This window comes from Streptomyces scopuliridis, from assembly GCF_042790125.1.
Classification (GTDB): Bacteria; Actinomycetota; Actinomycetes; order Streptomycetales; family Streptomycetaceae; genus Streptomyces; species Streptomyces scopuliridis_A.
On sequence record NZ_JBHTZS010000027.1, the window covers coordinates 62944 to 87913 of the forward strand.

Here is a 24970-nt window from a genome sequence, read left to right on the forward strand (position 1 = left end):
GTAGCCGCTGGGATGGTGTGAAGCAACGGCCCGCCGGGCGTGTCGTGCGCCAGCGTGATGCGCTGGCACACGACGAGGGTTTTGCTGGTCCGGACCGACATCACTCCTTATCCGGAACGGCGGTTGCCTGCGTACAACTTGCTCCCCACTGAGCACTCCTCGATGCCTGGCGCCGAAGCGTCTACGACTGGCCGGTCGACGGAACCCACTCTGGCCACCTCGTCGGTAACCTCGGCGAGTTTTCCGTCGATATCGATCGATGCGGCGAGAGCATCGTGAAACTCGGCGAGGCCCTCCCGCACGAACTGATCCATCTCGGCTGTGTACTCCGGCTCGGACGCGGTCATGTCACAACATCCCGTTCTTCTCGATCAGTCGAGACAGGTTTGAGCGAGCTCGGCGCAAGTTCTGCCGTACATTGTCAGCTGGTACCCCCATAGCCTCAGCGGTCTCCGCCGGGCTACATCCGTCGAACCCGAATGCCATCACAGCCTGCTGCATTGGCGGCAACTGCCGCAGCAGTTGAATGATCTGAGACCGGCCGACCACATCATTGGTGGCGTCGTCCGCAGGATCCTCCGGTAGGGAGAAGACCAGCTCGTCTATGTGGTTCTTGCGCACCAGTCGTAGCCACTTACGATAGGCCGTCGTGCGCAACCAGGCCGACCGGTGGCTCACTGCGTCCCACACACCCGCGAGCTCAACGAAAGCGGATTGGACAGAGTCCTCCGCGTCCGGCTGTCGGGCACCAGCCTTGATGAGGAAACCCACCAACCGAACGAAGTACTCGCGGAACAACGCCTCAAATTCTTCATCGAAACTGGGCCCCGGGCGCACACCGACAGAACGTTCGTACTCCAGCCGCGCGTTCTTCAGCAGCGTGGCCCACGACACCACAGTGGGGCGTCTACGGAGGAGCGCACGGCGCTCCCGCTCCGTCATCCCACCCCATACGCCGAACACAACACGGTTGTCGAGTGCATCGGCAAGGCATTCCGTGCGCACGGAACAGCCGGTGCAGACCGCCTTCTCTCGACCCTGCGCCAGTTCTTCGGTACTCAGCTCGCCAGGGTTTCTGGTCCTGCACGCGGCCTGGCTCGTCCAGTCAGTTACCCACACGCTCGTCCCCCTTTCCGGGGTAGCGCCGAGGTAAGCCCAAAAGGGGCCATGGAATGATCTTGAAGACGGGCGCGGCTTGGCACAGCGGCGGATGTGAAGTAGTTGAGGTGTAGGAACTACCGGCGAGAACGATCATCGTCGGGTGCGCACCTGGTTCCTGGCACACTCGGGCCATGACCAACCGCTCCACTTGTCGCCACGGACACGAATACGACGAGACCGCCAGTACTTGATCTTGATGGGTCCACTCAACGCCCGGTGCGAGCCGCGAGACTGTTGATGCGGTTCTCGTACTCGCGGTGGGCCTTGCGCTGTGCCGGAATCACCGAGGTGCCCGGGGTGCCGTCGAGGGGCTGGCAGAGGTCGGGGAGTCGGCGGTGGATCGTGGGGACGGCGGTGACGCGCAGGGTGTGGCCCTGGCCGCGCCGTACGGTCACGCCCTGGTCGAGCGTGGTGCGCTCGGCGGGTTCCAGGTCGGTGGCTCGGAGGAAGTCGGCGACCTTGCCCAGCATGTCGAGGGCGACCGGCAGTTCCGGGGCCGGGGTGCCCGGGTCGGCGGCCGTGTGCTCGGGCAGGAGGTCGGCGACGGCGGTGCGGATGGCGCCGCGGCTGACGTCGTGGTCGCGGGCGAGGGCGGCGATGGACCGGCCTTCCAGGTATGCGGTGCGCACGGCGTCGGTCTTCGCGCGGCCGGGGCGGCGGGGCGGCGCCCGCCCTTGTTGCCCTTGGCCTCGGCGGCCCGCAGCCCATCGTAGGTCAGTTCGCGCTGGAGGTCGCGCTGGAGTTCGCCGGCGGCGGCGAGGGTCTGCACCATGAACTTCACGGTGGACAGCAGTTCGCCGGTGCGCGGGTGGCGGGCGGTGAGGTCCATCGCGGAGAACGCGCCGTCGTGGATACGCAGCGCCACCTGGTCGCGGTGCAGGACGTCGAGCACGTCGAGGATGTGCCCGGTGCCGCGTACGAGGCGGAACATCTCGGAGATGTGCACGGTGTCGCCCGGCCGCGCGTAGGTGAGCAGTTCGCCGAACTTCGGTCGCTCAAGCGGGTGGAGGCGGCTGGAGGTACCGGCCTGCTCCTCGAAGGCGACCGGGTCCTCGATCCCGGCCTCGTCGAGGACGAGGTTCTGACGGTCGGTCGACTGCTGGTCGGTCGACACCCGCTTGTAGAGAGGTTGGCCATGCCGCTCCCCGTGATGGTGGCCGCATTCGACCCTAGCTGTCAGCAAACCCTGTCATCAGCCGTCATCGGATCTGATTGGATCCGCGCCGCCATCGGCCCCGGAAAATCAGGGTTCATTGGACGTCCGCCGCACCTGTCGTCATTCGTTCGTTTGCCGACAGGTGGTCCGCGGTCACGAGCCGGTCCCCCGCTGTCGGACCGGGCCCGGGTACCAGCTTCGTGGGTTGGTTGACGCGCTGAGCCAGGGCTGTGACGGTCGTATATGAGTGCTCAGGTGCCGTTGGCACCGAAGCCTGCGACGGCGACCCGGAAGGCGCGGTCCGCCTGCATCGCCGGGTCGGTGTAATTCTCGGTGGCCAGGGCGATTCCGACGATCAGTATGAGCAGATCGTCGATGGTGATGTCCGCCCGGACAGTCTGGTCGTCAATGGCCTTGCGTAGCAGCAAGGCGCCGGCCTCACCGATGGCCGCCGCACAGGAGTCCTGGGTGGCCTCGTCCTGGAGGGGCTGGTAGGAGAGGACGTCTGCCAGACCACGTGCGGCGAGCGAGTAGGCGAGCAGCTCGCGCAGCCATTCCACCAGCGCGGAGCGGCTGTCGTGCTCGCCGCAGAGCGTATGAGCGCGATCGCACAGGTCATGGACGCGCTGTTTGAAGACGGCTTCGAGCAGGGCTTTGCGGGTGGGGAAGTGGCGCCGCACGGTGGCTGATCCGACGCCTGCGATGCGGGCGATCTGCTCCAGGGATGCCTGGGCTCCTTGGGTCGCCACCTCGGCCTCGGCCACGGCGAGGATGTGCGTGTAGTTGCGGCGGGCGTCCGAGCGCTGGCCGGTCATGATCTCCCCAACATTGATAAGTGGCGGGCCCCGCCGTATTGTAGCGAACACGAAACGGCGGGCCCCACCGTTTGTAGTGTGCGTGACCATTGAGGAGATGTACACATGACCACTGCCGCAACACCGGTTCTCGTCGCCGGTGCCACTGGCCGCCAAGGCGGTGCCACCGCCCGCGCCCTGCTCGCGCAGGGAACACCGGTGCGCGCCCTGGTGCGCGACCCGAGCACGCCGCGTGCACGGGCCGTCGAAGAACTCGGCGCCAGCCTGTTCGTGGGCGATCTCACCGAACCTGCGACCCTTGAGGCGGCCATGGACGGCGTGCGGGCCGTCTTCTCCGTGCAGATGCCCGCATACACCGAGCAGGGGTTCGACTTCGCCGGCGAGGTCAGCCAGGCGGACAACCTCATGACGACTGCGCGGGCCGCCGGTGTGGAGCAGTTCGTCCAGTCCTCCACCAGCGGCGTGGGACAGCATGTCGAGGCCCCGGGCTGGGCCGAAGGACGGTGGGCGGTGATGGAAGCCCCGCTCGGCACGAAGGCTGCGATCCAGGACCGGCTGCGCGAACTCGACTTCCCCTACTGGACGTTGCTCAAGCCGTCGTTCTTCATGGAGAACTTCGAGCCGTCCATGCGGTTCTACTTCCCCCGCGGCGTCGAAGGTGGTCTGGTCACCGTCGTCAAACCGGGCACGCACCTGGCACTCGTAGCAGCCAAAGACGTGGGCCGAGCCGCGGCGGCTGCCATGTCCGCCCCCGCCGACTTCCACCGAGTGGAACTGGAGCTCACCAGCGATTACCTGACCATGACCGAAATCGCCGAGATCCTCTCCCGCGCCGTGGGCGTCCCGCTGACGGCCCCGGACATGACCGAGGAACAGGCCCGCGCCGCCGGAATGGGAGACATGGGTGCCACGCACGAGTTCATGGAGGTTGTCGGCCAGCCGGCCCGGCCACAGTTCGCTCGTGCGCTGGGTATCGACCTGACCAGCTTCGAAGAGTGGGCGCACGAACACCTGCGGACCGCCGCCTGAGCAGGGAGGTATGACGTCAGCGTGTCGCCGTGCGCCTGCTCGACGGCTTCGGGGTAAGCCTCGCGCTTGGCGTGCTCGGCCAGCGCCCGGTAGATGCCGGCCACCGAGGGCTTCTACCCCTTGCGCTAGGACGTCGCGCACATCGTCCATGGACATCATGATGCCGACCCGGACCCGGCCTCTCAGGCAGCGGGACCGAAGTCGGCCGCGGGCGCCCTCACGTACGGAGACGGCCACCCGCATCAGGTGGCGGAACTGCAAGTCGATCAGGTCGAAGTCGATGACGTTCTTGCCCACCTCGCCGAACAGGGCGTCGATGTGCACGTACTCCGTCTGCTTCGACGGCCGGTAGAAGGTCATGCCCTTCCAGTTCCTGATCCTGGGCATCAGGTCGAAGCCCAAGAGGTGCGCGAGCGCGAACACCGGCTGGGACTGACCCTGGGTATCCGCGTGCACGGTGGTCTGCTTCACCTCGGACGCGTTCTTGAGCAGGCCCTCGATGATGTACGGCTCGGGGGAGTCGCTGCCCGGCCGCCCGTCACGGCGTGGGCAGAGCTCTCGGCGCCGGTGTGCCCGGTGGGGGCGATGCGGCCGGGCGGCATGACTCGTGGCTGACGAGGGCCGGGGTCATTGTGACCGGTATGAACTGATGTTCGCGTGGGATCGGCGGGACAGGGCGAGTAGTTCGTCGATCGCCGGCTCTGGACCGTCATTGGTGAGGTGCGCGATGGCTGCCATGGGTGCGGTTACGTGGCTCCAGGCATACAGCCGGTCCCCGTCGAGTCCGCACGCGGCCGCCACTCGCTGGCAACGGGCCTCGACACCCTCGTGTCCGGCGCCGGCCATCACGTAGTCGACGGCGTCGAAGCACGGGTCGCCTGTGCATGCCTTGGGGTCGATCGCGATCAGACCGCGCGACGGGCCGCCGTCCAGGACGTTGCCGAGGTGCAGATCGCCGTGGAGCAACACGAGTCTGGCCTGACTGTCCAGGAGCGTCGCACAGCGTCGTATCGCCCGCTGCCACGCGGCCACGTCGATCCGTGCGCCGATGGCCGGCTCGGACAGCCGCCGGCCGATCCGGACGAAGGCCTCGTCACACCGACCGCGCAGATCCAGTGGCCAGTGCGCGGGTGGGGCCACGGCGTGCAGTGCGGCAAGCAGCTCTCCCCACTGCTGCGGCAGTGACGTCTGCGGCATGTCCTCGGCCGCGGTGCCGGGCAGGACCTCCTCCAGCACCATCGCTCCGGCGTCCGCGTCGGCAGACAGTACGGCCGGCACCCGGCCTGAGGGCGCGAACACGCGCAGCATCTCCGCCTGCTGGGTCAGCAGGGCCCGATCCGGGCTGAGTTTGAGCACCGTCGGCGTTCCGTCAGGCCATTGGCAGCGCAGGACGACAGAGGAGGCTCCGCTCTCGAACAGCTCACCGAGTACGAAACCCCGCCGCGCGGCCCGCCGCGCGGCGAGGTCCGGAACCTCAGCGGGCCAGCCCTCGGCCTCGGGGCCGAACCGGCCCGCCAACCGCGCGCCGGCCTCTTCCATGTTCACCCAGGCAGCTTGCACCCCGGACTGCCTTCATGCACACGCATATCGACAGAAGTGACGTTACGCGACGCGCCGGGCCGTGATCCGGCTCGGCCGGCCCGGTGACCGCACCGGGCGGCAACTCGGGGTCGTCCGGTGCCGTGCACCTCGCCCGGTACCGGGCCGCCGGATCATCTCCCTGTTGTCGTACGGCATACCGGCGCAAGCGCGGACCGGTCGCAGGGGTTGGGGCGCCGCGCGGTGGGCTGTCCGGCGATTTCGCCAGGGAGCGGTGGACGGCGCCGCGGCCGGTACCCCTGCCCCCTGCATCACGTGGAAAGGGGCATCACCCCACGAAGCGCCCACTCGCACCGATCGAGTTCGAACAGTGGATATGTTGTCGCTCGCCGTATAAAACTGGTGTCTGCTCCTGGGGATCAATCTCGGTGGAACTCGGAGCCCCCCGGCGCGGTAATCGGGCCTTCATGACGCCCACCCCCCGCCCAATGCGCCGAAATAGCCCATCGCTTGAGCTGGCGAGCCGTTATGCAATGTCGAAGCCAAGACTTAAACGCCTTTTTTGAGACAGCATATTGGCTTGAAATATGCAGCGGTCAATGCGGCGATCAAGGCCCTCTTGACACTCTCTGAACCGGCATCGTAACTTTGGTAACTCCCGCCCCAAGCGTTTTTCGCCGTCCTTGTTTCACGCGCGGTTGTTCGCTTTCCGTTCATGCGTCTTATCCTGCCTGTGGTCCGTCCGTGGATTTCTTTGGGGAGGGATTCTCGCCGATCGATTGACGAATGCAGCGACAACGTCGCGCCACGAATGCCTCATGCGGCTCGACCATGTCTTCGGCCGGCACCCGCTCATTTATCCTCGCAGCTCGGCGCACATTGCATCGGAGGAAAGATGGACAAGAGGAAACTGGGAATCATCGTGTGTGCGCACGACGGGATATCCAGCCTGTATGCGGGCGTTGGCACGGCAATCGACGGTTACTTCAGAGGCATTGACCGATTGCGGGACGAACTCGAGGCGGAGTACGAGATCCGGGTGTGGGCTATTACGCCCTGGTCCGCCCCGTCGAACTGCGGTTACAGTCCCGCCCAGCTGGAGAAAATTCGTCGTATCTGCCGGTCGACCGGCGGGGACGTGCTTGAATGCTTCAATGTCTCGGATGGATTTAATCAGTATGGTGACATCGAAAACTGGTCCATCACTTCGCCGACGGCGGCGCTGCTTGCTTATCAGGTACTGAAAGACTTTGCCCCTGACGATGCCATCGTTGTTGCTGCCTGTACTCCGTTCGCGATGATGCCGGCCATCCTCAAGAGGCATGTGGACTTTGACGTCGACCTTCGCGCGGTATGGATTCCGCACAACACTTCACTGATTGAGGAACGCGGCGCCTACGATACCAAGCGTATAGAATTCGAGCTGGCCGCGGTGGAGAGTATCAATGCCACGCCCGGATTTTTTGCCGGGTACCTGAACCCGTACATGAGAGAGCATCTTGGGCGTGACTACGGTGTTCAGGACGACAAACTCATTCCCCTGTTGAACGGTATATCGGAGAATGCGGTCCCCGCTTATCCGCAGGACGAGATCCGTCAGGCTGTGGAACAGAGAGGGATTCCTGCGGACAAACGGATCGTCTTCATGTTCGGCCGCGGTGTGCACATCAAGGGATTCGACATCTTCATGCGGGCCGCGGCGGAGCTGGCCGACCTGGATTGCCATTTCGTTCTTCAGGTCGCCGCCTGGTCGATGGATTACCCGATCGTGGCCGAGCTGAAGAAGCTGCAGCAGCCCAACATCACGTTGCTGTTCGGCCTTGACCTTGTCTTTCCCAAGCAGCTGATGCAATGGGACAACACCGACATTGTGGCGGTTCTGTCGCGTCATGAAGCGGCAGGACTGATCCCTATGGAGGTCCGATCGTATGGCAGCGCGCTTATTCTCGTCTCAAACGTGGGCGGACTGCCCGGTCAGGTGCGCGACGGGGTCGACGGGTTTGTTACGGAGTTGGGCGTCGACGACGTTGCCCGGACTATGCGGGAGATTCTGTCGCTTCCTGAAACGCGAAAGTCTGAAATTGCGGCTGCCGGCGTCAAGCTGATTCAAGAAGAATACATTATGTCGAAGAATTTTATGGCGACCATCATGCTGCTCCTGGAAGGAGGGCAATATTCTGGTGAAGGCTGCGAGCAAATTTCCTGAGTATGACGTATTGATCAGAAACTCGATCGAGGGGTTCTTGCTGAGGGTGTAGCGGACGTGGGGGCCGTGGAGGAAGCGGCGCATCTCGGCGGCGAGTTGGGCCTGGTTGCGGGCCCGGTGGCTTTGGGGGAGCTGTGTTTCAGGTCAGCGTTGACGGGCTCGTCGGGGTCCGGTCCGGGCGGGTACGGCGGCAGGCGGTACGGGCCGGTCTCACCGGCGTGACGGGCCAGGTGGTCCCGGGCCTTCTCCGGGCGGTACGCAACGTGCCCGCCGGCCACCGGAGGGACCTCGTGGCCGAAGTGTCCGGCCGGACGGGCCGGGAAGCGGCACAACACGGCGGAGCCGAAGCCCCCGGCGAAGACCACGAAGTGCCCCCGGCCTTCGGCGTTGACCGCGGACGTCGCGTTCACCGGGAACCGGCTGCCGCACCACCGCACGACCGGAGTCCCGCCCCTGGCACCCCCGGGCCCGTCCACGGGCCGGGCCGGAACGCATACCGGCCAGGCCCGGCCCACGAAGAAGAGCCCGCCGCCGGGGCCCGCGAAGAAGAGCCCGCCGCCGGGGCCCGCGAAGAAGAGCCCGCCGCCGGGGCCCGCGAACCGGATACCGGCGCCGCCGCCCCGGCACGGATCACCGGCCCGGCTCCGCCCGCGCCGGCAGGCCACCATGCCCCCATCTTCCATCCCGCATCCCGTCGCACGGCCCGTCCGCCGCGCCGCCGCGCCGCCGGAAGAAAACCCCCACCGCTCCAGACACACGCCCACACCCCGTCCGGCCGGCCGCACCCGGCAGAGCTCCCCGACCAGCCCACCGACCGCACGACACACCCACAACTCTCCGGCCGGCGGCCGCACCGCACGAACAATGACCGGGCACCACCTGCCGCACCACGCCACCCACCCAAAGCCCGGCCCAGAACCAGGAACACACCCACCGGACGGCCCTCCGGCCCGGCAACAAACACATCCCTCCCGCCGGCCCGCCACTCCGCCCACCAACTGCCCACCGCCTTCAACGACCCCCCGAACACCACAGCCACGCCCCACCGCCCCGCCACGCCCCGACCGCCCCGAACACCACCGCCCCGCCCCACCGCCCCGCTCCACCGCCCCGCCCCGACCGCCCCGCCCTCTCCAGCACCGCCACCGCCCGCAGCCCCAACGCCACCCGCACCCACAGCGACAAACACACCGCGCCCGCCACCAGCTCACTCACACACAACACAACAGCCCGGAATCACCGGCATTTCGGATCAACAGGTTCCGTGCCGGCCCGGGACGGATTCAACTGTGAGGCGGCGAGTCAAGGTTGACCGGTTGGGCACCGGCCGCGGCGGCCGGCACCGCGGGTGCGGCATCTGCCCACGCATCGACGACCGCGCGCCGCGCGCGGTGACCGGATCAGGCGAACCGCTCGGCCGCCGGCGCTGGAAGATCGAGAAACCCGCCGCCTTGGCCGGTCTTGAGAACGTTGCACAATCGGCCATGATCAGCCGGGGGCCGGGGAATCTGACTTAATTGCAGCGGTGAACTTGCCCCTGAAGGACCGAATAGCGAAGCGCTAAACCTCGTGGCGACCACTTGTTCACATCGTTTGCGGTATTGCCCGCAGCCACCGGAGTATGTCAGCCTGCTGACTGTAGGACTGGAGTCACCGACCACAGAGAAGGAGATGCCAGAGATGGATGATCAGATGTTTAAGAAGGAACCCGCCTTCTTCCCGTTCGTCAGCGCGGAGATATTCTTCGAGGCTGAATCCGACGTCGATGAAATCGACTTCGGAAATGCGCTCGACAACGAGCTCGACGAAATGCTGAAGATCAGCGACTCGGCATGATCATGGCGCCAGGAAGAGGACTTTCGGTCCTCTTCCTGGCGTCTCACTTCTTCTGAGATTGGAACAGCCTCTAGATGGAGTTTAAACGCAACTCATTTCACGATACCATGATCGGCCTCAGCTGCAGTCCCACTGAATACCGTGCCGACATTTTCTCCCGGGCATGCGTCGAGTCCTTCGACTCATGCGATTGGTTTCAGTTTGGCTATGCGTTCACCCAGGTGTTTGAGCCTGCGGTGCTCCACGAAATCGCTCTGCTGGAAGGTACCCGAATCGAGCCGCTTGCCAGGCTCGCAGATCGCCGGACGGAAGCGCTGGTCAGACTGGGCGCGATGCTCGACCAGGCGTCGGAGCACACGGTGGTCGAGCTGCTGAACGCAGCGTCTGCCTTGATCAGTATCTCGCGGTTTGAACTCGTGCGGAATGTACTCGCCATCCTTTCCGAACGCCAGACGACCCCCCGGGAGGATTTCGAGATCGGCTGGCTGGAGTTTGCCGTATCCAACCGCTGCGAAGGCGGCGCCGGCTCCCCGGCCGCTTTTGAGAGGATGCGCACGGCGGTTATCACGGGTGAAGTGCCGGCCAGCCGGGTGCTGGACGCATGCACCCAGGCAGTCGTGTGGTACGTGAAGCGCCGCGAGTTGCCGACCGCGGACTTCGAAAGATGGCGGGAACTCGGGACCTCACTTTCAGAAATCCCGGACCGGGTCGAGCCCGGCACCTTGTCGTCGTGGTACCGGGGTGTCGCCATGCTTCCCGCGGCGAGCGGGGATGCTGCGGCCACTCGCCACTATATGAATCAGGCCCGAGAGGCCGCGGACATGTGTACCGGCAGCGAGTCCCGGGCTGCTGATTTAAATGCGATAAAGACCTACTACGAATCTTCGGTGAAGGAGTATCTCTACGTTCAACGGGACGTGGATGCGGCCGAAGAGGCGGGTCGGGCACTCATCGCATTGGACCCGGTCTGGTCGGTCAGCTATGGAGAACTCGCAGATGTCTACGTGCAGTCGAAACGGATGGAGGATGCCGCCCGGCTGTACGAACAGGCCGCCGCAGCCGGCCCTCCCTACGTCGCGCACCATCTCCTGAAGGCGGCGACATGCCGTGAACGATGTGAGGACCTGTCCGGCGCCATGGCCCATTTCGAGACGCTGGCAGGCTTCGCCCCGTACAGCCGTCAGGTCATGACGGAGGGCCTCAATCTGGCCCGCCGCCTCGCACACCCGTCGGCGACGGCCTTTGAGCGTGGCCTCCTGGAGATCGAGTCTCATGCCGCCCACTGACGCACCCGCGTTTCGCCACGACCCGAGGAAAGCGGTGCTCGAACTGCGGAAACCCACCGACAGCACGTTCCGGTGGGACGACGAGCCCGTCGTGTGCGGTCACCGCCATTTCACGCACCCACGCAAGGACGGACAACAGGTCTCCGTGCCGGTCTGTGCCACACCTGTCGCGGTGGCCCCTCTCGGCGCCGTCTTCGCCACCTACGACGGCCGCGTCCGCCTCTTCGACAGCAGTCTGGAAAAGCTGTACTGGGAGCGTCGGCTCGACAACGCGGTGTACGCCTCCCCGGTGGTCGACCCGGCGAGGCAGGCTGTCGTCGTCGCAACGACCAGCGGCCTTGTACGGTCACTGGACCTGCGCGGCCGCACCCGTTGGTCGGCCAACGTGGACGCACCGGTGTATGCCACCCCCACCACTGTGCCCGGCACGGATGTGCTCGTGATCGCCGCGTTCGGCAGCAGGTGCGTCGGGCTGAGCCTCGACACCGGCGCGAAGGTGTTCGACCGGGAGCTGCCGCGCCCGTGGCACGCACAGTGGGGCGGCTCGGCCGCCCACCGGGACCCGTACGCGAGCCCGGCGACACTCGACACCGCAGACGTGGCCGTCGCATGTGCCGAGCACGTGGTGTGCCTGACCCCCGAGGGCACGCAGCGGTGGTGCCGGGATCTGGGTGCCAGCGTCCGGGCGTCGTTGGTGGCCGTCCACAGCGAAGGCGCACTCGTCGTGGTGACCGTGGACGGCCGCTGCACGTTCCTTGACAGCCGCACAGGCCAGGAGCGCGGCGCCGTGGTGCTCGGGGGCAAAGTGGTGGGCAGTCCCGCGCTGTCCGGCACCGTCCTCGCCGTTGGCACCCAGGACGGCGTCGGCTTCGGGATCGATGTGCGCACGCACGAGGTGTGCTGGCGCGTGCCCGGCGCCGCGCCACGAGATCACTCGTCATACACCGTCACCCCGAGCGGGGACTTCGCGGTGACGACAGCACGGGGCAACGTCGTCGGCCTCGGCCGCGACGGCCGGTTTCTGTGGGAGACCAGCCAGCTACTGGGTCTCCCCGGCCATGACCCGGCGCTCGACATCACTCCGGTCGTGGCGCCCGACGGAAACATGTACTGCGGCTCCTACTCCGGGATGGCCTACCGTTTCCGGTTCCGTCCCCGGCAGGATCCGACATGACAGCCGGCCTGTTCACCGATGACATCGATCCCGCCCGCGCGGCCCTGGCCCGCACGGCGGCCCGGTTCGGACAACTGGCCGCGCAAAGCCGGCTCGAGGACGCCGATGTGGAGGAGCTCGCGCTCCTGTCCGCGAACGCCGCGCACTTGCTCACGTATACCGAGGGCAACCAGCGCCACTTCGGGCCCGCCCACGCACTGCGCTCCAGCCGGCAGCGGCTGCTTGCCGGCCCGGAGGCCGACGCGGCCCTGCTGGTGCTGCTGGAAGGCTCGGTGTGCAAGGAGGACACAGCCGAGCGGACCCGGCGCGACCTGCTCCATTGGCTGCGCGGCCGAGCCAGGGTCCGGGAGGAGACCGCGACGGCGGAGGTGGCCGCCATGTATCGGCAGGCCCGTGACGCTCTCCAGCACATCGACCACGCCCAGGCGGCTCTGCTGCAACGCCTGGGGCTGCGCACCCACGGGGCCGCACCCGCCACCGTGTTCTACCGGGCGGTGAGCACGACGACAAAGCTGTCCACCCGCGACAAGCTCGTGCGCGCCTGGGAGGCACAGCGGGCCCGCCATGCCGGCCCGGTGCTGGAGCAGCTCGACGCCGTCGTCAGGCTCCGCCGTGAACAGGCGCGTGCTGAGGGTGCGTCAAGCGTGCTCGGCCGCACCCTGGATCGGTCAGGCCTGGACGAAGCCCGGGCCTCAGCGTTCATCGACGCGTATGTGGAACGTGCGGTGGACAGCACCGGCCGTCTCGCGACGCGCATCCGGGCAACGACCGGCGCGACGGACCATCCGCTGGCCCACTTCGGCGCCTACGCGCGCACGCTCACCGGCGGTGCCGCGCTGCCGTCCTTCCCCCTCGACGGCTGCCTGGACTACCTGGCCGCCATCACCCGCGATGTCTTCGGCATCACACTGACTCCATATGCCGGGGATCGGCCGGACGAACGCGTCGTCCTCGCAACCGCCGACGGACAGGCGATCGGCGTCGCCTCCTTCGACCTGATGGAAACGCCGCGTCGCACCACCCGCGGCCGGTCCGGGGCCGCACGTGGCGATGCCCCGGACCGGCGCGCGGAGTTGTCGGCAACGCTCCCCGAAGCGCGTGTCCTGTGCCGCTACCAGTACGACGCCCGCGGCGGCCGGACCGTCTCCTTCGAGAGCCTGCACAGCATGCTGCACGAGTTCGGGCACGTCATGAACCACTGGCTCCTTCGGCGGCACACCCCCAGCGAAACCGGACTGGACTACCTGCCACTTGAGCGCATCGAGGACCTGAGTACCTGGTTCGAGAAGTGGGCATACCATCCGCGGCTCGCCGAGCATCTGGCACTCTCCGCCGACGACGCGGCCGCACTGCGTATCTGCGCCCGCATCAAGCGGCTGGAGTTCCTCAACGCGAACCTCGACCGGGCGGTCGTCGCCGCCCTCGACTTCGACGTCCACCGTCAGCACTCCGGCGGCCTCGCCACCTCCTTCCGCCGACTCGGCACACGCTTCCGGCTCGGTGACCTGTGCCGCCTGGAGACGGTCGCCGGCTACCTGCTGTCACCACTGTGCCGGGCATACCCCGGCGCGAATTTCGCCTATCTCTGGGGAGCTGCGTTCGGTGCGCAGGCCTTCGAGCCGTGGCTGGGCACCGGCCGGGGCGACTGCGCTGCGAGACGGGCGCGGGCCGACCGGAGCCTCAGACCGTGCCTCGACCCGGACGCCCCCAGCCGGACGCCCGAGCTCGACCCCCTGTTCCTGTTCTACGACGCAGATGGTGAGCCATGCCTGTAGACCTGCCCGTCGTTCCTGACTACGAGAGCCTCGACCAGACCGATGCGGCACTGGACGCGATGATGACGCGGCTGCGTGCCTTGCTGGAGCCGGACGACCTGAGCGAGGACGCCTTCGTCGAGATCTGCGCGATCTACAACAACGTCGCATACATCTTCCTGTACCTGGAATCGAACGAGGCACACGTCAATTACGAGCGACTGCTGCCCTGGCGCAACGCGTTCCACCAGGACGCGGAGGCCGACGCGGCGCTGCACGACCGGCTCCTGGCGCTGCGCTGCGCCCACCCGGAGACCGAGGAGGCGCGCACCGCCTACATCGCCCACCTGCGCGCCAAGCTCGCGGCCGCGCCCGGACACAAGAACGACGGCGTGGATGAGCAGCTGCTCGTCGAGGCCAAGGACATTCTCGACGGGGTCCGGCACGACGGCGCCGTGCTGTTGCAGCGCATGGGCAGCACCAGCCGGGCCAACCCGAACGCCACCTTCTACAAACTCGCCAGCTCCACCAACAGCGCCGCGACCCGCACCAAACTGGGCCGGGTGTGGCGCGCGACACGCGACCGCCGGCTGGGCGAACTCACCTCGGTGGTCGACCGCATGGTCGATGCGCGCCGCGGCGAAAGCCGCGAGCAAGGTGCCCACTCGGCGCTGGCGGTCACGCTACGCCGCTGCCGGGTCTCCGAGGAGGCGGCCTGGCGTCTCGTCGAGCAGTATCTGATCGGTTCCCTGGAACACCAGGAGCGCCTCGACTCCGAGGTCCTCGCCGCAACGGGTGCCCCGGACAACGCCATGGACCACTTCGGCCACTACGTGCGCACTCTCCAGGCGGGCCGGGTCGTCCCACTGTTCCCGGTGGAGGGCTGTCTGTCATTCATCCGGCACGTGGCAAAGACACTGTTCGGTCTGACGTTCACCGAAGCGCCCGCCCGGTCGAACTCTCACGTACTCGCCTTCGACGTAGAGCTTGACGGGCGTCTCATCGGCCACGTGAACCTGGATCTGTGGCAGACCGATTCCCGGCGCCGTACCGCGAACACCACGAAGGGAATCCGAAACCGCACCCAGTGGCACGGCATCGTGCAGCGGCCCGTCGCCTATGTGTCCTGCCGGTTCCACAGGGCTGAAGACGGTTCGAACCGCATCACCTTCCAGAACGTGCACAGCCTCTTCCACGAGTTCGGGCACGCGGTCAACCACCTGCTCATTCGCAAACGGCTGCCCACACAGTCCGGATTGGAGTACTTGCCGCTGGAGCGACTGGAAGATCTGAGCATGTGGTTCGAGAAATGGGTGTACCACTCCCAGTTCGCCGATCACCTGGACCTGTCGCCGGCCGAGCTGGACGGCCTGCAGCTGTGCCAGGACGTCAAACGGCTGGAGTACCGGCGCTCACACGTGGACCGGGCCGTCACCGCGGCACTGGATTTCGAGCTGCACCGCAGGCCGGAGGGTGGAATCGAGGGCGCTTTCCGGCGACTTGACGAGCAGTACGGCATCGGTGCGCACTGCACGCTCGGCGACTTCCCCCCTTATTTCACCTGGCCCATGTTCCGGGCCAATCCGGGTGCCAACTTCGCCTACCTCTGGGGCGCCAGCACAAGCGCGCAGCTGTTCGCACCGTTCCTCGGCACCGCCGTCGAGGATGCCGGTGAACCAGCGGCTCTCTGGGAGATGTTCGCCCCATGTTTCGAGTTCGACCGGCCCAGTGTCGAGCCCGACAGCGCCGCTATTTTCGCGTTCTACGAAGGCCGGCCGCGCCCGGCGGCAAAAGGCGCGGTGACAGGAGAAGGGAAGGCTGAATAGTGCCGCCTCCAACACGTTACGTGCGGGCTGTGTTCCCTCCTCGCGAGGAACTGCTCGACCGTATCCTGCGCGAATCCCTCCTCACCAACGGCCTGCGGCCGATGCAGATCGACGACAACGCGGCGCGGGTACTTCAGCTGCTGACGACGCTGCAGCGCCCGCGGCAGGTGGTCGAGATCGGTACATACTTCGGCTACTCGGCGATCCACATCGCCCGCGGTCTGCCTCCCGGTGGCCGCCTCGTGAGCCTGGAGATCGATGCCGGCCTGGCGGCTCTGGCGCGGGACAACCTGAAGAAAGCCGGCGTGAGCGACAGCGTGGAGGTCATCGCCGGCCCCGCGGCAGACCACCTCACCGCTCTGGCTCCGGAGAGCCTGGACATGGTGTTCATCGACGCGGACAAGGTGTCCTACCCCACCTATCTCAAGCTCTGCTATCCACTACTGCGCCACGGCGGAATACTCGTGGCCGACGACGCATTCGCCGACGGCGACTTCAGCAGCGAGTCCCCGGGCGACGACGGAGCCGGCGCGGTCCGCGCCATCAACGCGTACAACCGGGCCACCGCCCGCAGTCCGCGGATGCTGTCCGCGTTCATCGGCACCGACAGCGGCCTGATGGTCAGTTACAAGCGATGAGGGATACCTACCACCGGCCAGGAGAGGCGCTGATATGCGAAAAACGATCGAAGTCGTCGACGACTTCTACCGAGATCCGTATGCGCAGCGTGAACGGGCGCTCGCCAACGCTCCAGCCATGCCCGACGGCACGCCGGCACGTGCGCGCAGCGACCGCGGCGTGGTGGTCCCCGATGCCGAGATGAGCACGCGGATCGCCGCGCTCCTCGGGTATGCCGATATTCCGTTACCGGAGCTGACCAGCCGCCTCACCTACGTCGGTGCCGACGAGAAGAGGGAGAGGGAGGGGGAGGGGGCGGATCCGCACACCTATGACAGCCAGTGGGCTGCTCTGGTGTACCTCGCGCTGCCGAAGGGCCAGTTCTCCGGCGGAGTCGAGTTCTGCCGTCCCGCAGCCGCCGCTTTGACACCTGGCGCCGGCGGCGGCCCGGCTGCCGGCGCCAACCCCCACTCCGGCCACTGGGAGGAGACCACCTACGTGCCGCTGACATTCAATCGGATGGTGCTGTTCCAAGGAGCGATGGCCCACCGGTACACGGTCCGCGGTACCGACCGCGGCCCCGTGGAAGACCGCATCGCCCAGCTGTTCCTCTTCAACGAACCGGACGGAGGGCGGTAGTCGTGTCAAGCAAGGTCATCATCGTCGACGACTTCTACGCCAACCCCGAAGCGGTACGGGCCAAGGCACTCACCTCACGCTTCGCCAATATCGAGCCGACCGACTACCCCGGCTTCGCCAGCCAGCTTGTCATCGGGTCACGCTCACTGGAGCAGGTATTCACCGCACTGATCGGCGCCAAGCTGAATGTCGACCGGGACCGGTTCACCTGGGGCGGCTTCCGCTACATCACCGAGAGCTCCGGACGCTCAGCGATCGTGCACGCCGATGTGGCCGCCGACTGGGCGGGAATGGTCTACCTCACACCGGACGCCCCCATGAGCTCGGGCACCGCGTTCTTCCGCCACCGGGCCACCGGCCGGTCGTCGCCGCCGACAGACCGCGAAGCACGCGCCATGGGCTACGCGGATTCCTCCGAGTTCGACGACCAGGTCATCCGCCCGGACAAGGCCGATCTGTCGAAGTGGGAGCAGATCGCCCGGATAGGCCCGGTGTACAACCGGCTCATCCTGTTCCGGGGCAGCGAGCACTACCACGCGCCGATGGGCGGCTGCGGTGACCGCGCGGAGACAGCGCGCCTGACGCACATCTTCTTCGTCAACGAACTGCCGCCGCTGGGTACGGTCGCGCACGAGATGACGGCGGCATGAGTACGCCATCGCCGAAGGAGGCGCCGCCGTCCGAAGCACCGCCCCGACAGCTCGTCGACCTCGCCGTGCACGCCTGTGCTCCGGGCGCCGGGACACAGGACTTCTTCCTGGTCCCCGTCGATCCGGTGGTACTGGCAGTGCACGGGACGTCAAGGGTGGTACGAGAAGCGCTGGACAGCGGTCGCACCGCCCGCACAGCGGCGGACGTGGCCCGTATCGAAGGCACGCTCCAGACGCTCGTGCTGGTCAAGCGGCCGGACACCGAGCCGCACACACGGTGGATCATCGACGGGTGGCGCCTGCTGCGGGCCGGCGCGGCAGGGGCGGATCTGCGCGGCGCACCGCTGCGGGGCGCCTCGCTCCAGGCCGCCCGGCTGGGCTCGGCCGACCTGTCCGAGGCAGACCTCGCCGGAGCCGACCTGGAGAAGGCCGATCTCTCCCACGCGAACCTGACCGGTGCCGACTTGACCGCGGCCAGCCTCTTCAGCGCGAGCCTGAAGGAGGCGGACCTCACCGAGAGCTCGCTGTGCCGCGCCGACCTCCGCCACGCGGACATGCGGGGTTCGCTCTGCGTCCGCACCGCGATGCGCGGCGCCGACCTGTGGGGCGCCTACCTCTGGAACGTCGACGTATCGATGGCATTCACCCAGGGCCTCGACGTCGACCGGGCCGACTTCCTCAACGCAAAGGTGGTGCCGGAATGATGACCCTGCCCCGAACGTTCGCAGCCGCAGCCCGGAGGCGCGCATGGCGACGATAACCACCCGCCGGCCGCACTACCGCGACAATCTGCCGGCCATCGAAGCGGACCTGGCCGAAGGGGCCGACCGTCTGCGCATGCTGGTCGCCCCGCCCGGGCAGTCCGGGCAAGGGCTGACCTCCGAGGCCCTGCGCGAGATCGTCCTGATCTACTCCAACGCCGCCTCCACGTTCGCCTACCTGGAAGGCAGCCAGCGGTTCGACGATTACCAGCACCTCCTGGGCTGGCACGAGACCTACTTCCACGACCGGGACCTGAGCGCCGCGACCGAGAAGGCCCTCGCGGCTGCCGGGCCGTTCACGGCGCACGACCTCGAGGAACTGCGCCTGACATGGCTGGCGTGGTTCGCCGACCGGCGGCACGCGCCCGAGCAGGCGCGGCGGCGCCAGGCCGAACTCGGCGCGGACATGCGGGCGATCCTGCGGCAGATGGATGCCCGCCAGCTCGAATTCCTCCAGCGAGTCCACATCACTTCACCCGGTACGAGCCCGTCGGTGGCGCTGGCCGAGGCGGCGAGCCGGCTCAAGGAGCAGGCGACACGGACCAAGCTGACGACGGCCTGGCGGCGGCACTCCGCGCCGGACATCGCCGCACTGACGAACGTGCTCGACGAGGCCGTGGAGGTACGCCGCAAAGCAGCCCGCGAGGGCGCGGGCGGGCACCCCACCGTCTTGGCACAGACCTTCGAGGGATGTTCCGTCTCCCCTGCTGAAGCCACCTCCTTTCTGCAGGAGTTCCTGACACACGCCCTGGAAAGCCAACGCGAGCTGGAGTCCGCGATCCGGACGGCGACCGGGTGCACGCAATACCCGATGGACCACTTCGGGCGCTACCTGCGGACACGCATGAGCGGGCGCAGGGCACCGACGTTCAGGCTGCAGGCGCTCCTGGATCTCCTGTGCACGCTGGCCCGGCGGGTGCTGGGGGTGACGGTCATCGCCGCCCCGGCGCAGCACGCCCATGCCCTGACGTTCCGTGTCGGCCGCGCAGGCGAGGAACTGGGGAGCATCGACTTCGATCTGCTGCGCCCCGGCGCACCAAGCCGGCGCCCGGCCTCCCCTCCCTCGACCGCCAAGAGCCGAACGCCGGCGCCGGTCAGGGCGAAGGCACACGTTCTGTGCCCGCTGCAGCCCGACGACGAGGCCGACCACGTCACGTTCGCCGCCGCGCAGGCGATCTTCCACGAGTTCGGTCACGCCCTCACCCATGTGCTGTTCTCCCGCCGGATGCCCAGCGAGTCAGGCATCGAGTACCTGCCTCTGGACCGTCTCGAATGTGCCAGCACCTGGTGGGAGCGGTGGGTGTACCACCCGGACTTCGCCGGCGCGCTGGACCTGACGGGCCAAGCACAAGAAGCCCTCGCCCTCGCCCAGCAGCTTCGAGCGCTCGAAACCTGGAGCACCACCCTGCAGTGCACCGTGGCCGCCGCGGTCGACCTCGACGTGCACGGCCGCTCCGAGGGCGGCCACCGTGAGGCGTTTGAACGTCTCAGCCAGAAGTACTCGCTCGGCGACCACTGCGCCTTCGGCGATCTGCCCGGCTACTTCACACACCTGACATGGCAGGCCGCCCCCGGAGCGGGCTTTCTCTACTTCTGGGGAGCCGCCAGCAGCGCGGAGACCTTCCAGCGGTACCGGACGGTTCGTGTCGCGGACCTCCCCGCCAAGGGCCGGCCGGACGAGCTCACCCAGCTGTGGCTCGACCCGAACCTGCCCAGCCCGCGGCCCCCGGTCAGCCCGTACTTCGAGTTTCTTCGAGACGTAGTCGACGCCGGCCCCATGGAGGTGGCCCGCCCATGAAGAAGGGCATCGTCATCGGCGCCAGCCACGGGTGGGGCGCCCATCTCGCGAGCCGGCTCGTCGAGGAAGGCTGGGACGTCACCGCCGTAGGACGGCGGCCCAAGCCCGATCTCCCCGACACCGACGCACTTCGATACGTGCAAGCCGACCTGACGACAGCGCACGGATACGAGACGGTGGAGCGCGAGCTCCAGGAGCAAGCGCCCGCGCTGGTCGTCTACAACGCGGTCTCCTACGGGCCGCGCGACGCGACGCTGCCGCCGCTCGATGAGCTGGAAGCGACGTTCCGGCTCAACACACTCGTGCCGTACCACCTCCTCCTCAACCACGTCGAGAAGCAGTCGTCGGCGGAATTCTGCACGTATGTGGTCACGAACTCGGACTCGATCTACCACGCCAACAAGTACTCAGGGATCTACGCCGCAAGCAAAGCGGCGCTGCGGGTGCTCACCACAGCTCTGGCAAGCGCCTGCCAGTCCCACAACGCCGCCGCCGCCACCCTGTTGCTCGGACCGCTCGCCGACGAGGAGAACTTCGAGAAGCTGCAAGAGATAGCCCACCGCACGGGGGCGGACATGGACGCTGTCACCCGCCGCTATCTGAACAGGTCGAACCAGGCGTACGTGATCAATTCGTTCCTGTCCTACGAGTCCTGCGTGAAGAACGTGCTGACGATCGCGAACCTGGGCCGCGACGCAAACGGAATGCTGTGCAAGCTGGACGGCGGATCATCCGGGTCGCTGATCTGATGGCCAGGGCGAGCACACGGGAGCAGGAGAACAACATGAACTCGTACGGGCCGCTGTGGCCATCGCTGACACCACTGGACCAACAAGGCCGCGACGACCTCTGCGCGAAGTCCGCGCGCGGAGTCCGCGTGACGCTGGCGAACGGCCGCGAACTGCTCTGCGCCACAAGCGGCCTGTGGAACTCCAACCTCGGGTACGGCAACCCCGCCGTGGCGCAGGCCGTCGCCGACACCCTGCGTGACGCCTCCTACCTCAGCGCCTGGAACGCCGAGAACGTACAGGTGCGCGCGGCCGCGGCCGAACTGGTCAAGCTCGCCGGAGCGGACCACTACGGCCGGGTCCTCTTCTCCACTTCCGGCGGCGCCGCGAACGACCTCGCAATCAAACTGGTACGCCAATACCAGGTACTGCGAGGCAAGTCCGACCGACGCGGGATCCTCGCACTGCGCACCGCCTTTCACGGACTGACGTTCGGGGCGGCGGCACTCACCGACGCCAACCTCGGACAGCAGATGTACGGCGTGGACCGTCGCCTGGTCGGGCACGTACCGGCGAACGACGGGCCCCAGCTCCAGGCAGCGCTGGAACGATACGACGGACGCATCGCCGCGCTCTTCGTCGAGCCCGTTCTCGGCTCCGGGGCCATCCCCCTCACCGAGGAGTTCGTCGCCGACATCCTCCGGCTACGCAGGAAATACGGGTTCGTCCTGGTCGCCGACGAGGTTTCCACCGGCTTCGGCCGCACCGGCAACACCGTCTTCGCCAGTGCCCGCTGGCCCGAGCCACCCGATGTACTCGTCACCGCGAAAGCACTGACGAACGGCACCCTCGCGGCGTCCGCGGTCATCGTCTCGCGCGAGATGGCGGAGAAGTTCCTGGCACCCAACGTGCTGCTGGGCCACGCCGAGACGCAGGCCGGCACGCCGGTCGTCGGCGCGGCCATCAGCGCCACCATGGCAGAGATGCGCCGACTGGACACCCCCGCACTCAGCGAGAAGATCGGCCAACGCCTCGGGGACGAACTCGCGGCGCTGGCCACAGAGCACCCGATGATCACCTCGGTCACCGGCAGAGGCTGCATGTGGGCACTGCACCTTTCCGCACCGAACGGCGCACCCATGGCCCAGTCGGAGGTGTCCGAGGTCATCCGGGCGATCCGTGAAGCGGGGGCGATTGTCCACCCCGGTCCCAACTGCTTCCAAATGATCCCCGCCCTCGTGTACACGGACACCGAGATCGACGAGCTGCTGACGATCATCCGCAGGGGTCTCGGCATATACGCGGCAGCCGGCGAGGAGCGATGAGCGAAACCTACGACATCGTCATCATCGGCAACGGCATCCTCGGGTACGCGACCGCACTCGACCTCGTCCGGGCCGACCCGGATCTCCGCGTCGCAGTTGTCGGGCCATCAGACCGTGAGGGCAGCGCCACCGCGGCTGCCGGAGCGATGCTGAACTGCTTCGGCGAGGTCACCCACCGGACACTGTCGAGCGAGCCGGGCCGCACCAAGCTGGACTTGTCGCTCCAGGCACTTGAGGCCTGGCCCACATGGCTCGACGAACTCAACAACGACCTGGCGCACGACCGGCAGCTCGCCATCCGCGAAGGAACCTACGTCCTCCTGAACAGCTGCGGCGGACAGCTCGACAGCCTCAACTACCGCGCAATCATCGACGCGCTGGGCAGCTACGGCCGCAAGTACGAGATTCTGCCCCTGGGCGAGGTCCCGAACCTCGACCCGGCGACGAACGCACGACCACTGGAAGCGGTATACCTTCCCCAGGAAGGCTCCATCGATGCCCGTGCCGTCCTGAACCGCGTCGTTGAGGTGGCCCGGCAGCGCGGTGTCACCGTGCTCGACGACAGCGTCGTGGGCTGGCGGCAGGCGGGCGGGCACGCTCAGAGCATCGTGCTGCGCTCGGGCGAGACTCTCAGCGCCGGCCGCTTCCTGGTAGCGGCCGGAGCCTTCACCCCCGCAATCGTCGAGGACCTGAAGGACACAGCGGCCCCGCTCATGCCCATACTCGCCGGCGTCGGAGTGGCCGTCACATGCAAGGCGACCTCATCAGGCCTGCAACACGTGGTCCGCACACCGAACCGCTCAGGCGGCTGCGGGCTGCACCTGGTGCCGGGCGACGACACGGTGTACATCGGCGCCACGAACGACGTACTGCTCGAGCCCGGTGCCTGGTCGAGCCTGGGCATGGCGCACTTCCTGGCCGGCGGAGCCATGGAACAGTTCGACCGGCGGCTGTTCGGCAGCTCGGTCACCGCGTGGCACGCCGGCAACCGGCCACTGTCCCTCGACGGCTTCCCGGTCATCGGAAAGCTGTGGCAGGACAACGTCTGGGTGCTGTCGGGCACTTACCGCGACGGCTTCCATTGCGCGCCGCTCCTCGCACGTCACGTGGCAGACCTCCTGCGCGGTGGTACCGGCGTACTCGGCCACGACCTGTTCACCCCGCTGCGGGCACCGCTGCGCACCATGAGCCGGGAGCAGGCGGTCGACGAGATGGTGCTGCACTGCGTATCGCAGTTCTACCAGTACTCCCCGCGCCTGGCTCCCTGGATGCGGATCACCGACGGAATCGAGGTACAGGTGCGCACGAGAACAGAGGCGACATACCGCGAACTGGGCAGCGATGCCGGCCTGGCGCCGGAACTGCTGGAACTGCTCAACTGGGGGGAGGGGCGGAAGCATGTCCTCGCGACGTTCCGCCAGTACCTCGATGCCGCGGCATGACGCCGGCCGGCCAGGCGGCCGGCCGGCAACCGCCGAGACCACCCGCTCATGGACCGGCCACGAACTCCTTCGCACCAACGCCCACCAAGTGGTCCTGTCCGACGACCTCGTGGCGCGGCTGCGCCGCCGGCTGCCGGACGTGTTCGAGCCACCGACACCGGCGACGCTGCCGGCCTTCCGCTCCGACATGGCGCAGTCGGTGGGCGACATCGCGCAGGCCGTCGGGCAGCGACTCGGGCCCGGCGGTCCAGGAATCGCCGTTGTGACACACGACGACCTGGAGACGCTGTCGGACGGACAGCTCACCACCCTGACGTTCGGAGTGTCGGTCCTTCTCGGCAAACCGGCACTCCAGCCGTCTCCCGAAGACTTCATCGTCCCGGTGGAGGACCAGAAACCGGCCGACGTCACCACCACCCCGGGCTACAAATCCAATGGACGCATGGGCATGCACAACGACCCGACCGACGCGGCTGTACTGGCCTGCCTCGCCGCAAGCGCGCAGGGCGGGGAAAACCTGTTCGTCAGCGCGGCAGCAGTACACGACGCACTGGCACGCGAGGCCCCCGCTGTCCTGGAAGGCTTCCGCCGGCCCTGGACATGGGACCTGCGCGGTGCGCAGCGCCCCGGAAGCGAACCCCTCGTCGACTCCCCGGTATTCAGCCACGACCCGGACGACGTCAAGTGCCGGTTCGGCTGGCTGCTCTTGCGTGAGGGAGCCCGCGCGAGGGGACGGCTCACTCCTGACGTGGACGTGGCACTCGCCCTCTTCGAGGAGGTCGCCCGCCGACCAGAACTGACGTTGCGTCACCGGCTGCGACGCGGCCAGAGCGTGTGGCTGGACAACTACCGCGTCCTGCACGCCCGGGAGGCGTTCGAGGACGGAGCGGACACCACTGCCGTGCGCCGCCTGATCCGGATCTGGCTGTGGCTGCACGAACGAGCCCCCTTGCCCCAGAGCTTTTCCGCGTTCTCCGCGGCGATCCACCGAGGTGCGCTCGGCTGACCCGCCAGGTGGTCAGGTGACAGGCCTCACCTGACCACCTGCCGGGCCACACGCCGGATCGTCACGCGGCCGAGCGAACCGCGGTCCTCACACCGCAACCCGACTCCCGAGGAAGACACCTGTGCATGGACACTCCCGCTCGGTGCTTGCTAGCCTTGATCATCAGGCTGACGGAAATCCACCAACGCCGTGGACGCGTCTACGCGACGAAGGGTGACGAT

At 67.3% G+C, this 24970-nt stretch carries 21 protein-coding genes and 2 pseudogenes; 16 read left to right on the forward strand and 7 right to left on the reverse strand.

The features are described 5' to 3' along the window. Positions 1 to 107: 107 nt before the first annotated feature. The 5 genes and pseudogenes from ACFRKB_RS30590 to ACFRKB_RS30610 form a co-directional block, all read right to left on the reverse strand. Positions 108 to 347, reverse strand: coding sequence for a hypothetical protein (locus ACFRKB_RS30590; protein ID WP_383109852.1), 240 nt, complete (start codon positions 345 to 347; stop codon positions 108 to 110). 1 nt (position 348) lies between these two features. Beyond that, entirely contained in the window at positions 349 to 1119 is a 771-nt protein-coding gene (locus ACFRKB_RS30595) for a sigma-70 family RNA polymerase sigma factor (RefSeq protein ID WP_383109853.1), read from the reverse strand. A 248-nt stretch (positions 1120 to 1367) separates the two neighbouring features. Continuing rightward, the gene (locus ACFRKB_RS30600) at positions 1368 to 1790 is read right to left on the reverse strand and encodes a resolvase (RefSeq protein ID WP_383109854.1); all 423 of its coding nucleotides are present in this window, start codon (positions 1788 to 1790) and stop codon (positions 1368 to 1370) included. Positions 1791 to 1897: 107 nt separating this feature from the next. Further along, a pseudogene (locus ACFRKB_RS30605) lies at positions 1898 to 2275 on the reverse strand (recombinase family protein); the annotation flags it as partial. Between the two features lie 293 nt (positions 2276 to 2568). Further along, complete coding sequence (locus tag ACFRKB_RS30610; RefSeq protein ID WP_383109887.1) at positions 2569 to 3132, reverse strand: TetR/AcrR family transcriptional regulator; 564 nt, start codon at positions 3130 to 3132, stop codon at positions 2569 to 2571. Positions 3133 to 3237: 105 nt separating this feature from the next. Between ACFRKB_RS30610 and ACFRKB_RS30615 the strand changes: the two genes are divergently transcribed. Further along, positions 3238 to 4161 carry an NmrA family NAD(P)-binding protein gene (locus ACFRKB_RS30615; protein ID WP_383109888.1) on the forward strand — a complete coding sequence of 308 codons (924 nt, stop codon included), beginning with the start codon at positions 3238 to 3240 and terminating at the stop codon, positions 4159 to 4161. Positions 4162 to 4431: 270 nt separating this feature from the next. Here ACFRKB_RS30615 and ACFRKB_RS30620 read toward each other — a convergent pair. Both ACFRKB_RS30620 and ACFRKB_RS30625 read right to left on the reverse strand, forming a co-directional pair. Further along, positions 4432 to 4632 (reverse strand): annotated as a pseudogene (locus ACFRKB_RS30620) (Tn3 family transposase); the annotation flags it as partial. 156 nt (positions 4633 to 4788) lie between these two features. Beyond that, positions 4789 to 5700: an aminoglycoside phosphotransferase family protein gene (locus ACFRKB_RS30625; protein ID WP_383109889.1), complete on the reverse strand. Its 912-nt coding sequence runs from the start codon at positions 5698 to 5700 to the stop codon at positions 4789 to 4791. 895 nt (positions 5701 to 6595) lie between these two features. On the opposite strand from ACFRKB_RS30625, the gene ACFRKB_RS30630 reads away from it, so the two are divergent. The 15 genes from ACFRKB_RS30630 (at position 6596) to ACFRKB_RS30700 (ending at position 24749) form a co-directional block, all read left to right on the forward strand. Continuing rightward, positions 6596 to 7906 carry a glycosyltransferase family 4 protein gene (locus tag ACFRKB_RS30630; RefSeq protein WP_383109855.1) on the forward strand — a complete coding sequence of 437 codons (1311 nt, stop codon included), beginning with the start codon at positions 6596 to 6598 and terminating at the stop codon, positions 7904 to 7906. Positions 7907 to 9586: 1680 nt separating this feature from the next. Further along, the gene (locus ACFRKB_RS30635) at positions 9587 to 9742 is read left to right on the forward strand and encodes a hypothetical protein (protein WP_383109856.1); all 156 of its coding nucleotides are present in this window, start codon (positions 9587 to 9589) and stop codon (positions 9740 to 9742) included. Between the two features lie 74 nt (positions 9743 to 9816). Further along, on the forward strand, positions 9817 to 11028 hold the full coding sequence (locus ACFRKB_RS30640) for a tetratricopeptide repeat protein (protein WP_383109857.1): 1212 nt from the start codon (positions 9817 to 9819) through the stop codon (positions 11026 to 11028). After that, positions 11015 to 12202, forward strand: coding sequence for an outer membrane protein assembly factor BamB family protein (locus ACFRKB_RS30645; RefSeq protein ID WP_383109858.1), 1188 nt, complete (start codon positions 11015 to 11017; stop codon positions 12200 to 12202). The genes ACFRKB_RS30640 and ACFRKB_RS30645 overlap by 14 nt, the downstream gene beginning before the upstream one ends. Then, positions 12199 to 13977, forward strand: coding sequence for a M3 family metallopeptidase (locus tag ACFRKB_RS30650; protein ID WP_383109859.1), 1779 nt, complete (start codon positions 12199 to 12201; stop codon positions 13975 to 13977). Before ACFRKB_RS30645 ends, ACFRKB_RS30650 begins: the two co-directional genes overlap by 4 nt. Continuing rightward, positions 13968 to 15782, forward strand: coding sequence for a M3 family metallopeptidase (locus tag ACFRKB_RS30655; RefSeq protein ID WP_383109860.1), 1815 nt, complete (start codon positions 13968 to 13970; stop codon positions 15780 to 15782). The genes ACFRKB_RS30650 and ACFRKB_RS30655 overlap by 10 nt, the downstream gene beginning before the upstream one ends. Before the next feature lie 29 nt (positions 15783 to 15811). After that, the gene (locus ACFRKB_RS30660) at positions 15812 to 16420 is read left to right on the forward strand and encodes an O-methyltransferase (protein ID WP_383109861.1); all 609 of its coding nucleotides are present in this window, start codon (positions 15812 to 15814) and stop codon (positions 16418 to 16420) included. A gap of 34 nt (positions 16421 to 16454) precedes the next feature. Beyond that, positions 16455 to 17039: a hypothetical protein gene (locus ACFRKB_RS30665; RefSeq protein ID WP_383109862.1), complete on the forward strand. Its 585-nt coding sequence runs from the start codon at positions 16455 to 16457 to the stop codon at positions 17037 to 17039. Positions 17040 to 17041: 2 nt separating this feature from the next. Next, complete coding sequence (locus tag ACFRKB_RS30670) at positions 17042 to 17689, forward strand: DUF6445 family protein (RefSeq protein ID WP_383109863.1); 648 nt, start codon at positions 17042 to 17044, stop codon at positions 17687 to 17689. Next, positions 17686 to 18393 carry a pentapeptide repeat-containing protein gene (locus ACFRKB_RS30675; RefSeq protein WP_383109864.1) on the forward strand — a complete coding sequence of 236 codons (708 nt, stop codon included), beginning with the start codon at positions 17686 to 17688 and terminating at the stop codon, positions 18391 to 18393. Before ACFRKB_RS30670 ends, ACFRKB_RS30675 begins: the two co-directional genes overlap by 4 nt. A 43-nt stretch (positions 18394 to 18436) precedes the next feature. Continuing rightward, positions 18437 to 20248, forward strand: coding sequence for a M3 family metallopeptidase (locus ACFRKB_RS30680; RefSeq protein ID WP_383109865.1), 1812 nt, complete (start codon positions 18437 to 18439; stop codon positions 20246 to 20248). Beyond that, positions 20245 to 20997, forward strand: a complete 753-nt coding sequence (locus tag ACFRKB_RS30685; protein ID WP_383109866.1) for an SDR family NAD(P)-dependent oxidoreductase — start codon at positions 20245 to 20247, stop codon at positions 20995 to 20997. The genes ACFRKB_RS30680 and ACFRKB_RS30685 overlap by 4 nt, the downstream gene beginning before the upstream one ends. A 35-nt stretch (positions 20998 to 21032) precedes the next feature. Beyond that, positions 21033 to 22301 carry a daptide-type RiPP biosynthesis aminotransferase gene (gene mpaD, locus ACFRKB_RS30690; protein ID WP_383109867.1) on the forward strand — a complete coding sequence of 423 codons (1269 nt, stop codon included), beginning with the start codon at positions 21033 to 21035 and terminating at the stop codon, positions 22299 to 22301. Then, positions 22298 to 23743: an NAD(P)/FAD-dependent oxidoreductase gene (locus ACFRKB_RS30695; protein ID WP_383109868.1), complete on the forward strand. Its 1446-nt coding sequence runs from the start codon at positions 22298 to 22300 to the stop codon at positions 23741 to 23743. The genes mpaD and ACFRKB_RS30695 overlap by 4 nt, the downstream gene beginning before the upstream one ends. Then, positions 23730 to 24749 carry a TauD/TfdA family dioxygenase gene (locus ACFRKB_RS30700; RefSeq protein WP_383109869.1) on the forward strand — a complete coding sequence of 340 codons (1020 nt, stop codon included), beginning with the start codon at positions 23730 to 23732 and terminating at the stop codon, positions 24747 to 24749. The genes ACFRKB_RS30695 and ACFRKB_RS30700 overlap by 14 nt, the downstream gene beginning before the upstream one ends. Positions 24750 to 24970 lie beyond the last annotated feature (221 nt).